General features: G+C 71.6%; 8 protein-coding genes and 1 pseudogene. 6 read left to right on the forward strand and 3 right to left on the reverse strand.

Going from position 1 to position 10930, the window contains the following annotated elements; all coding sequences use genetic code 11:
- Window positions 1-104 precede the first annotated feature (104 nt).
- Complete coding sequence (locus NON19_RS08325) at window positions 105-2033, reverse strand: hypothetical protein (RefSeq protein WP_255926210.1); 1929 nt, start codon at window positions 2031-2033, stop codon at window positions 105-107.
- A 519-nt stretch (window positions 2034-2552) separates the two neighbouring features.
- Complete coding sequence (locus NON19_RS08330) at window positions 2553-3020, reverse strand: substrate-binding domain-containing protein (protein ID WP_255926037.1); 468 nt, start codon at window positions 3018-3020, stop codon at window positions 2553-2555.
- A gap of 64 nt (window positions 3021-3084) precedes the next feature.
- Here NON19_RS08330 and NON19_RS08335 point away from each other — a divergent pair.
- A pseudogene (locus tag NON19_RS08335) lies at window positions 3085-3321 on the forward strand (PhzF family phenazine biosynthesis protein); the annotation flags it as partial.
- A gap of 34 nt (window positions 3322-3355) precedes the next feature.
- On the opposite strand, the gene NON19_RS08340 reads toward NON19_RS08335, so the two are convergent.
- Window positions 3356-5995: an amino acid permease gene (locus NON19_RS08340; RefSeq protein ID WP_255926038.1), complete on the reverse strand. Its 2640-nt coding sequence runs from the start codon at window positions 5993-5995 to the stop codon at window positions 3356-3358.
- 474 nt (window positions 5996-6469) lie between these two features.
- On the opposite strand from NON19_RS08340, the gene NON19_RS08345 reads away from it, so the two are divergent.
- The 5 genes from NON19_RS08345 (at window position 6470) to NON19_RS08365 (ending at window position 10854) form a co-directional block, all read left to right on the forward strand.
- Complete coding sequence (locus tag NON19_RS08345; protein ID WP_255926039.1) at window positions 6470-7186, forward strand: CAP domain-containing protein; 717 nt, start codon at window positions 6470-6472, stop codon at window positions 7184-7186.
- Window positions 7187-7366: 180 nt separating this feature from the next.
- Window positions 7367-8338, forward strand: coding sequence for a L,D-transpeptidase (locus NON19_RS08350; RefSeq protein ID WP_255926040.1), 972 nt, complete (start codon window positions 7367-7369; stop codon window positions 8336-8338).
- Window positions 8339-8535: 197 nt separating this feature from the next.
- The gene (locus tag NON19_RS08355; protein WP_255926041.1) at window positions 8536-9519 is read left to right on the forward strand and encodes a L,D-transpeptidase; all 984 of its coding nucleotides are present in this window, start codon (window positions 8536-8538) and stop codon (window positions 9517-9519) included.
- A 173-nt stretch (window positions 9520-9692) separates the two neighbouring features.
- On the forward strand, window positions 9693-10226 hold the full coding sequence (locus tag NON19_RS08360) for a hypothetical protein (protein ID WP_255926042.1): 534 nt from the start codon (window positions 9693-9695) through the stop codon (window positions 10224-10226).
- A gap of 55 nt (window positions 10227-10281) precedes the next feature.
- Window positions 10282-10854 (forward strand): YbhB/YbcL family Raf kinase inhibitor-like protein, encoded by a 573-nt coding sequence (locus NON19_RS08365; RefSeq protein ID WP_255926043.1) that lies wholly within the window; start codon window positions 10282-10284, stop codon window positions 10852-10854.
- Window positions 10855-10930: the final 76 nt, after the last annotated feature.

Genomic DNA, 10930 nt, shown 5'->3' on the forward strand with positions numbered 1-10930 from the left:
CCGCCGCGCAGCACGAAGCCCCGGGCCGCTGGCCCGGGGCTTCGTGCTGCGTTGTGTGGGCTGGGCGGACGCCAGCGGTCGGCTGGCCCGGTGGCCCCGGCCGGTCAGGGCACGTACTGCCCGGAGTTGCTGGACCACAGCGCACCGCTGGTGCTCGTGTGGACGACCAGGTTCCCGTCGTCCTGCATGGACGCGTAGGCGCCCGAGTGGCCCCAGGTGCCGCTGGCCCACAGGGCGCTGCCGCTGCTCGGGTAGACCACCAGGTTGCCGTCGCCCTGCATGTCCACATAGGCACCCGAGTGGCCCGAAGTGCGGCTGGACCAGATGGCCTTGCCGTCACTGTTGCGGTACATCACGAAGTTGCCGTCCAACTGCACCACCAGCCGGGTGTACTGGGCCTGGGTCCACCAACCGGCCTGGAGCTTGTGGCCCGAGCCGATGGTCTGGGACCGCGTGTAGGTGCCGTCGGCCCACAGCCCACCGCCCATGCCCGTGCCGCCGGTGCTCTTGTAGACCACGAGGTTCCCGTCGTCCTGCAGCACGGCGTAGGCACCGGAGTTGCCCCAGGTGCCGCTCGCCCACAGCGCACCGCCACCGCCCGGTCCGCCACCGCTCGGGTAGACCACCAGGTTGCCGTCGCTCTGCATGTACGCGTACGCGCCGGGGTGCCCCGAGGTGCGGCTGGCCCACACCGCCGGACCGGTGCCGCTGCCGCCGGTCTTGAGGTAGGCCACCAGGTTGCCGTCGGGCTGCATCACCACCGTCGCGCTGGCGCTGCTCAGGCTGTGCCCGGGTATCAGCCGCTGGCCCGGCTGGAGCGTGGTCCCGGTGAGCGGCCCGCTGGTGAAGGCGGCGGTGCCGTTGGGGGTCCCAAGGCCCGTCGGACCGTCGTAGCCGGAGCCCGCGGTGCACAGGTAGCCCGGGGAGCAGGTGCCGTTGGAACCGGTCGTGACGTCGTTGAGCGCCGATGTCCGGCCGTACGGGTACGAGGCCGGATAGGTGCCCGCGGCCGGGGTCCCCGCGAGGGCGTAGGTGGCCGCGATGATCGGGGACGAGGCGCTGGTGCCGCCGAAGACGTTCCAGCCGGAGGCCCCGTAGCTGTCGTAGACGGCGACGCCGGTGGCCGGGTCGGCGACGGCCGAGACGTCCGCGACGGTGCGGTGCGAGCAGCCGGTGTCGGTGGTCTGCCAGGAGGGCTTGGGTTCGTCCGCCGAGCAGCCGGACCCGGTGCCGTGGGTGCTGTCGGTGCTCCACACCGACTCGGTCCAGCCACGGGAGTTGGCCGCGCGGCTGAGCGCGGTGCCGCCGACGGCGGTGACGAACTGGGAGGAGGCCGGGTACGTGGCACCGTAGCCGCCGTCGCCCGCGCTGACGGTGATGGCGACGCCTGGGTGGTTGAAGTACTGGCTGTCCACGGTGGTTTCGGCCGGGTTCTCGGCGCCGCCGTAGGAGTTGGATATGTACTTCGCGCCGAGCGAGACGGCCTTGTTCTCGGCCGTGCCGAGGTCGGTCAGGCTCGGCGAGGCGGCCTCGACCAGCAGGATGTGGCACTGCGGGCAGACGGCGCTGACCATGTCGAGGTCGAGGGAGATCTCACCGGCCCAACTGGAGTCGGCCGCCGGGTAGTTGGTGCCGCCGTTCTGGTCGACCTTGCGGAAGCAGCCGTTCGCCGTGGTGCAGGCGGGCAGGCCGTACTGGGAGCGGTAGGTGGCGAGGTCCGACTCGGCGCTGGGGTCGTCCTGGGCGTCGACGATGGCCACGGTCTGGCCGGAACCGGCGGTGGCGGACGGCAGGTTGTAGGCGCTCTGCAGGTCCGAGGGGCCGTAGCCGGACGGTGTGGCGGCCGCGCTGACGCTCATGTGCTGGACGATGTCGGTGCGCGCCTCGGCGAAGCAGGCCATCTGGCCGGGCTTGGCGGCCTGGTCGCACAGGTGCCTGACGTGTGCCGTCGCGGTGGCCGCCGGGTGCCCGGCGGCGACGGACGGGGTCGCCGCGAGCAGTCCGCCGGACACCAGGGCGGCGGCCGACAGCACGGTGGCCGCGGCATGGCCCGCACGCCTCCCGCGTCTGTTGTCCGGCTCGGTGTTGCGGGGTTCAGTCCTTGAGCGCAAGGAACCGCCCTTCTGTGTGGGATGCCGCGCGCCGGTGCCTGCCCTGCCCATGACAGGACGAACCGGTGGATGCGGGATGAGCGAGGAAGAAGATGCCAGTCAGTGCTCAGTGGCGAGCACCGAACAGCGCGCGATGTCGATGGCGTTCGGCTCCGGCGCACACGGACAAGGCGTTGCGGGTACGGCTAAGCGGCCGCGTACCAGGGCTCGTTGAGCCACCGTTTCCTCCCGTGCGGGGCGATGGAGCATGGACGGACCCGGCTGGGACGACGGTCCACGCCATCCGGCCAGTCACGTGCGAGGCCCCGACCACCCCACCCCGTGCGATGCGCTGGAGGGTAGCGCATGTTCATCTGGGGAGGAAGACACACTCCGACCGTGCCCGGCCGCTGCCCAACCGGAGCGTTCCCCTGCGGTACCGCGGGTTGTCGCCGCCGCGTCTCAACCGGCCACAAGCCGAGCAAGCCGAGCGAGCTGGTCCGCCACGACCCGCGCCGCCGGGGCGACCCAACGCCGCCGGTGCCGGGTCAGCTGCACCGGTACCGGCGGCACCTCCGGCCCGCCGACCACCGCCAACTCCCCGTTACGCAACTGGCGTTCGACCGTCGCCCGGGGCAGCAGCGTCAGCCCGAGTCCCGCGGCCACGCAGGAGCGGGCGGCCTCGATGCTGCCGAAGCGGGTCAGGCGGGGCCGGGCATCGGGGAGGGCCAGCAGAGTGCGCACGAGGCGGTCGCTGTACGAGCAGCCCTCCTCGTGCACGAAGAAGCTCTGCGCGGCCAGTTCGTCCCACCCGACCTCGCGCCCGGCGAGCGGATGGTCGGCGGACGCCACGTACACCAGCGGTTCGCTCGCGATGGGGCGGGCGACCAGGTCGGCGAAGTCCACCTCGGGCTCCAGGAGCAGCGCCATGTCGAGCATTTCGATCGGGCCGAGCGAAAAGAATCGTTGGACTCGATATCCCGCCGACTTCGACTTCCACGCTCGCGACCCGTTCCCGGTCGGCGGCGTCGTGGAGGACCCGGCCACCGGCGCCGCGGCCGCCGCCTTCGGCGGTTACCTGCGCTGCCTGGGCCTGGTCGACCAGCCGACCCGGGTCCGCATCCGCCAGGGCGAGGACATGGGCCGTCCCAGCCGCCTCCTCGTGGACGTGGCCCCCGACGACCCGCGCGTCCGCGTCACCGGCCAGGCCGTCCGGCTCCCGCAGCCGTGAACGCACGGTGCCGACCGCCCACCACCCGCCGTGTTCAGGGGAGTTGGCGCCGGTCAGCCGCCTGCCCCGGTGGCAGTTCCTGTTCGGCCCAGATGGTCTTACCGGTCGGCGTGTAGCGCGTACCCCACAGGTGGGCCATCTGGGCGATGATGAACAGGCCGCGGCCGCCCTCCTCGTCGGTGGCGGCGTGGCGCAGGTGGGGCGAGGTGTGGCCGGTGTCGGAGACCTCGCAGATCAGGGTGCGGTCGCGGATCAGGCGGACGTGGATCGGGCCGTCGGCGTGCCGGATGGCGTTGGTGACCAGTTCGCTGACGATCAGCTCGGTGGTGAACGCCAGCTCGTCCAGGTGCCATTCGGCCAGCTGGGCGGCGACCACCGTGCGGGCGTGGCCGACCAGTTCCGGGTCGGCGGGCAGTTCCCACACCGCCGTCTGGTGCTCGCCGAGCATCCGGGTGCGTACCAGGAGCAGTGCGGCGTCGTCGTCCACCGGGCCCGGCAGCAGCGCCGCGACGGCGCTGTCGCACAGCTCCTCCAGCGGGCGCCGGTGCTGGGCGAGGGTCCGGGCGAGTTCGGTGAGCCCGGCGTCGGTTCCGTGGGCGGCCTGGACCAGGCCGTCGGTGAACAGGGCGATGAGGCTGCCTGGCGGAAGCTGGAGCTCCGTGCTCTGGTACGGCGGGCCGCCGATGCCCAGCGGCGGCCCGGGCGGCAGCTCGGGGTAGCTGGCGACGCCGCCGCTGTCCGGCAGGACCACGGCGGGCAGTGTGTGCCCGGCCCGGGCCAGGCTGCACCGTCCGTTGACCGGGTCGTACACCGCGTACAGGCAGGTCACCCCGCGCACCTCCGCGTCCGCGTGCCGGGCGTCGAGCTGGTCGCCGGACCCCTGCTCCACCAGGTCGTCCAGCCGGGCCAGCACCTCGTCCGGGGCGAGGTCGAGCCGAGCCAGCACCCGTACCCCGGTACGCACCCGTCCCATGGTGGCTGCGGCGCGCACGCCGTGCCCGAGCACATCGCCGACGACCAGGCCGACCCTGGTACCGGACAGCGGGATCACGTCGAACCAGTCGCCGCCCACCCCTGACCCGCTGTCGGCGGGCACGTACCGGCTGGCCAGCTCCACGGCGGTCTGCGGCGGCAGCCGCTGCGGCAACAGGCTGCGCTGCAGCCGGAGCGCCGCGGCGTGCCCACGGGTGACGACCAGCATCAGTACCACGCCCAGCAGCAGCGCGCCCAGGCCCACGACGGTCACCCCGCCGACCCGGCCCACCAGCGGTACGGACACCGAGGTCGCGCCGTACTTCGGGTTCGCGTACACACCGAAGGCGGCGTAGCAGAACAGGAACAGCATCATCAGCCCGCCGAGCCCCGGCAGCAGGCCCTTGAACAGCAGGTCCCTGGCGCTACGGGTGAGCACCCCGCGGTAGAACCAGACGCAGGCGAAGCCGGTGAGGCCGTAGTAGAACGCGATCGCCAGTCCCACCGACTGGATCGAGTCGGCCAGTACGTCATGGCTGAACGCGGTCAGCAACACCAGGAAGCCGATGGAGGCCAGGCCCATGCCGACCGTCGACCAGGTCGGCGTGAGGAACCGGCGATGCACCCGGGCGAAGCGGGAGGGCACGGCCTTGTGGGCGGCCATGGAGAAGACGGTCCTGGCCATCGGCAGGATGGTGGTCTGGGTGGAGGAGACCGCCGATGTCAGCACCATCAGGACCAGCAGCCGGGACAGCAGCAGTCCCGTGCCGTGACCGCCGAAGACCGCGTTGCCCAGGACGGAGAGCACATCGCCCGAGTTGGCGGCGTTGCCCAGGCCGATCCCGGTCGGGCCCACTCCGGCGAACGCCTGCGCGGAGGTGGCGACCAGGCCATAGGTGACCAGCAGCGACACGGTGGAGATGACCGCGGCGCGCCCGGGGATGTGCGCGCTGTCGGCGGTCTCCTCGTTGACCGAGACCGCGGTGTCCCAGCCCCAGTAGATGAAGACCGCGGCCAGGACGCCCTGGGTGACCGCCCGGGCGGAGGCGACCTGGAAGGGGTCGAACCAGGAGGCGGAGACATGGATCGACGTCGGCCCGGGGCTGGTGTAGACCCGCACCAGGGCGGTCACCGCGAACAGCACCAGCACCGCCACCTCGACGCACAGCAGCCAGCGCTGCACCGCGGCCGACAGCTCGATGCCCACGTAGCAGATCGTGGTCATCACGATGATCCAGCCGACGCCGACGACGGTCGTCCACAGCCGGTTGCCCGCGAGCGCGTCGTACCCCAGCAGCCGGAAGCCGTAGGTACCGGCGATCTCGGCGAGGTTCGCCATCACGAGGATGTCGGCGACGATGATGCCCCAGCCGCCCATCCAGCCGGTGCGCGGCCCGAAGGCACGGGTGGCCCAGGTGAAGGTGGTGCCGCAGTCGGCGTTGGCCGCGTTCAGCTCCCGGTACGCGTATGCGATCAGCAGCATCGGTATGAAGGCCAGCATCGTGATGATCGGGGCCTGCAGGCCGACGCCCGCCACGATGAGGCCCAGGGTGGCGGCGAGGCTGTACGCCGGAGCGGTGGACGCCAGGCCGATGACGACCGAGGAGAACAGCCCCAGGGCGCCGCTCCTGAGCCCCTTGCGACCCGCACCGGCGGCTGGCGCGAGCCGGGCGGTGTAGGAGGCACCACCGTAGAGCTTCACACCTGATTCCAACTCCGTGCCCCTCGGCCCGCAACGCCGGGCCGAGGCGGCGGGGGCCGGTCGGGGACGGCGGTGCGTCGGTCGGCAACGGCGGAGGCCGGTCGGGGACGGTGGAGGGCAAAGGTGGGTCGGTACGGGTGGAACATTCGGCGGCTTCGTCCCCAGCGCCCCCAGCGCCCCAGAACCCTCAGAGCCCCCACAGCCCCCCCCCCCCCGGACCGCAGGGCCAGGGCACGCGCGGGCGCCACCACCCCACCCGCCCCAGCCACCTCAACCGCAGGCTCACTGACGCCCCGTCAGCCAGCGCAACGCCCTTACGCACCGGTGTAGTTGACGCGCGCCCACCACGTGATCCCAAGCCCCGCCTGATCGCAGCCTTAACGGAACCCAAAACCGCACTCCGCGCCCCCGCAACCGCCTAAGTTCGTTGCCGCCCGGGCACCACTCACCCCCGAAACCGAGAGGTAACGGCAGATGAGCGCGCACCGTCACACCGAGGTCGGCAGGAGAAGGCACCGCCTGCCCCGCAGGCCCCGGCTTCGGGTGGCACTGGCAGGCGGCGCCGTGATCGCCGCCCTGGGCGGCGGCACCGCCTTCGCCTGCCTGAGCACCCCCGGCCAACCGCCCGCCACGACCCGGGCGTACCGGCAAGCGCCTCAGGAACCGGCGGCGGACATCACCTGGCCCCCCTCGCCGCCAAGTCGCCCCGCGGCCCCGCAGATACCCACTCCCCGTCCCCCGCGGCCGCCGAAGCCACCAGCGGCCCCCGACGACCCGGTCCACCAGGTGCTCGCGTTGATCAACAAGGCCCGCGCGGCCGAGGGCCTGGCTCCGTACACCCTGCTGAACGGTCTCGTCCGGGCCGCCGCCGCGCACAACCAGGTGATGGCGGACGGCTGCGGCCTGTCCCACCAGTGCCAGGGCGAGCCACCGTTCTACGAGCGCGACCGGGCACAGGGCGTACCGGCCTCGGCGGGCGGCGAGAACATAGGCGAAGGCGGCCCGTTGGGCGACACGCGGCAGGCGGTGGCGTCGATGGCCGTCCAGCTGACGCGGGGCATGCTCGACGAGAGGCCACCGAACGACGGCCACCGCCAGAACATCCTCAGCGCGACCTACACCCACGTCGGCATAGCCACCTACCGCGACCCGGCGGGCACCGTCTGGCTGACCCAGGACTTCTCCCGGTAGCACCCGACGTCACCAACCGAGTCGCGCCGCGGACCGGAACGCTGGCGCCCGGAAGAGGCCGGAGTCCGGGCGACCAGCGGGCGTTCTTGGCCGATGTTTTGCCCCCCGCCCGCAACCGTTCGCGTGGGTCGCGTGTCTCAGACGGCGGTGACGTCTGACTGACATGAACGGAGCAGGAGCGTGGGGCGGAGAAAGCGCAGCGCTGGGATAGCACTGCTGGCCGGTGCGGTACTGGCCAGTACGGGTGTGTTCGGCGGTAACGCGGTGGCGGCGACGCCGGGCGCCAAGGCGGCGACGAAGGCTCCGGCGAAGGCGAGTGCGCGTCCGGCGGCGGCCAGTTCGTCGCGCGCGGCGATGCTGCTGGACTCGATCACACCCAGCAGCGGCAGCACCGTCGGTGTGGCCATGCCGGTCTCGGTGGTGTTCTCCGACCCCGTGGCGCCCTCGGCGCGGGCCAACATCGAGCGGCATCTGAAGCTGACCACCTCGGTTCCGGTCACCGGCGCCTGGCACTGGTTCGGCGACCGGCGGGTCGACTTCCGCCCCAAGCACTACTGGCCGTCCGGCACCAAGGTCACCCTCAACGCCAACCTGACCGGTGTGGGCGACGGTTATGGCCGTTACGGCACCCACGGCTACACGCACACCTTCACCATCGGCGCCGACGTGGAATCCACCATCTCCGTGCCGGGCCACACCATGAAGGTGTACCGCGACGGCAAGGTGGTCCGCACGATGCCGATCGACGCGGGCAGCCCGCAGTTCCCCTCCTGGGACGGCACCATGGCGGTGATCGACAAGCAGGCCAAGGTGCGAATGACCTCGTGCAGCGTCGGCATCACCTGCGACCCGCACAACCCCAACTACTACGACATCACGCTGCCTTGGGACGTCCACCTGACCTTCTCGGGCACCTACGTCCACTACTCCACCGCCGACCCGCACCCGGGGCACGCCAACGGCTCGCACGGCTGCGTCCACCTGTCGTGGAATGACTCGGAGTGGTTCTACAACTACTCGAAGCAAGGCGACCCGGTGACCATCACCGGATCGCCGCGCGGCAAGGCCGCCGGGGACAACGGCTACGCGGACTACGACCTCAGTTGGTCGCAATGGCTGGCGGGCAGCGCCACCGGCGCCATCACGGTCTGACCGTCCGACACCCACAACGCGTCACAGGCCCAGGTCAGCGACCTGGGCCTGGCCCTTTTCGCGGGTCGTTCCTGTGAATCCGCCCACCGAGTCCGACTTTTGGCCTTTGCTTTGCAACCTCCCTGGAACCCGTTGCCTACAGTCGGTGTCTCTGGGGATGTCGAACATCCAGTGAAGTAACGGGAGTGGAGCAAGGCGTGGGGCGGATCAAGCACGGCATCGGGATGGCGCTACTGGCTGGTGCGGTGCTGGCAAGCGCCACCGCGTGCGGTGGGCATGCGGTGGCCTCGACCACCGACGCGAAGGCGTCCGCGCAGCCCAGCGCGAAGGCCAGGCCGAGCGCCCACCCGTCGCCGACCCGGCCCGCCGGGCCGCCGATGCTGCTGGACACCATCGCGCCGCAGGACGGCAGCACCGTGGGCGTGGCCATGCCGATCTCCGTCGAGTACAGCAACCCGGTGGCGAAGTCGGCCCGGGCCGATGTCGAAAAGCACCTGAAGGTGACCACCTCGACCCCGGTCACCGGTGCGTGGCACTGGTTCAGCGAGACCCGGGTCGACTTCCGGCCCAAGGACTACTGGCCGTCCGGCACCAAGGTCACCCTCAACGCCGACCTGAACGGCGTCAGTGACGGCAACGGCCGCTACGGCACCCGTAGTTACCAGCACACCTTCACCATCGGCGGCGACTTCGAGGCCAGCGTCTCGGTGACCGGGCACACCATGAAGGTCACCCGCGACGGCAAGGTGGTCCGCACCATGCCGATCGACGCGGGCAGCCCGGACTTCCCGTCGTGGGACGGCACCATGGCCGTGATGGACAAGCAGGCCAAGGTACGGATGACCTCGTGCAGCGTCGGCATCACCTGCGACAAGAAGAACCCGAACTTCTACGACCTGACGCTGCCTTGGGACGTACAGCTCACCACGTCCGGTACGTACGTCCACTACTCCACCGGCGACCCGTACCCGGGCAACAGCTATGGCTCGCACGGCTGTGTGCACCTGTCGATGGACGACGCGAAGTGGTTCTACGACAACGTCGAGACGGGCGACCCGGTGACCATCTCCGGATCGCCGCGCGGGGGCGCCGCCGGGGACAACGGCTACGCGGACTACAACGTCTCCTGGACCCAGTGGCTGGCCGACAGCGCCACCGGCCAGCAGACCACCGGCGCGTAGCCGCAGGGGGCGTCGGGGGCCCGCGCCCGACCTTAAGTCCCGCCGTGGCGGCGAACAGCCCCACGGCGTGGACCGGCGGCGTCCGCATCCCCCGCGCCCCGATCGCACACCCCCGGTGGCCGGGCACGGCCCGGCTACCGCCCGCACAGGTGGATCGGCCATACTTGCCCGCCGTGGAGCACCGCATAGGTCAGAACAGCCCGCCCGTGCACGCCGCCGGAACCGACCCGGCGTACGTCCCCGGCCTGACCCCGCCGCGCCCTGCCGAGGCGGAGAAGCAGCCGCCGGTGGTGGCGGACGCCCCCGTGGCGGGCGCCTCACGCACCGAACGGGAACCGGAGCCGAAACTGGAGCCCAAACCGGAACCGCAACCGGACGCCGCGGCGGAAGCCGCCGCCGAGGAGCCGCGCCCGGTGGCCGACGGCCCGGCCTTCGAGGCGTCCGACCGGCGTGGTTCGGTCACCGTCGACGGCACCGGTGTCACCTTCCGGCTGGACGACGAGACGGCCGAGTTCGGCTGGCCGGAGATCGGCGCGGTGGAACTGGACACCCCCCGGTTCGGCCGTCGCCTCACCGTCACCGTCTACACCACCGACCGCCGCAGCTACGACGCCGACATCGAGGCGCCGAATCGCGGCCTGCCCAAGCAGTGGGCGGCGGAACTGGACGCGGTACTGGACGCCTACTTCGAGGACGCCTCGAACTGACGCCACCGGGCGCCGGTGACGCTGAGAACACGTCCGCGTCCGTACAGTAGGCACCATGCGAGGACACCGAGTCCAGGCGTTCATGGTGACCGCGACGGCACTGCTGGTGTGTGCCGCCTGCTCCGGTGCCGGGCCGAAGGCCGCGCCCGGCGCCCAGCCCTCCGCCACGCCGTCCACCGCCCTCACTCTGAGCCCAGGGCAGGGCTTCGACCGGTCGGGCGCCTTCATCACCCAGATGACCTGTGACGACCCGCGGGACTACTCACCGGGCCTGGACTTCGCCCATGTCCCCGCCGGAACGGCCGAACTGGCCGTCTCCATGGTCGACTTGGACGTTCACAAGATCCACTGGCTGCAACTCGGCATCCCCGCCGACTCCCGTGGCCTGACCGCCCACCACCTAGCGCCCGGCGCTCGCGAGGCGCTCAACGACTTCGGCGAGGCCGCCTATGACGGCCCGTGCCCACCGTCCGGCACCACCCATCACTACCAACTCACCCTGTACGCACTGCGCCAGCCGACCCCCGCTTCCCTGAACGCCAGGACTCCGCCCGCGCAGACCCTGCGGGAGCTCCAGCGCCGCGCATCCGCCACCGCGACGCTGGTCGCCCCCTACACCCGCCACTGACCCGGGACCATCGCACCTTCCGGGGTAGCCGCCAACCCCGCCGCCCCGTCCGCCACTTACGCCGGGGCGGGCCGGG

This window comes from Streptantibioticus rubrisoli, from assembly GCF_024436055.1.
GTDB classification, from domain to species: domain Bacteria; phylum Actinomycetota; class Actinomycetes; order Streptomycetales; family Streptomycetaceae; genus Streptantibioticus_A; species Streptantibioticus_A rubrisoli.

Bases quoted from the DNA above. Each gene is read 5' to 3' on its own strand.
- NON19_RS08330 (WP_255926037.1), bottom strand. From the start codon at position 3,020: ATGGCGCTGCTCCTGGAGCCCGAGGTGGACTTCGCCGACCTGGTCGCC.
- NON19_RS08365 (WP_255926043.1), top strand. From the start codon at position 10,282: ATGCGAGGACACCGAGTCCAGGCGTTCATGGTGACCGCGACGGCACTG.
- NON19_RS08345 (WP_255926039.1), top strand. From the start codon at position 6,470: ATGAGCGCGCACCGTCACACCGAGGTCGGCAGGAGAAGGCACCGCCTG.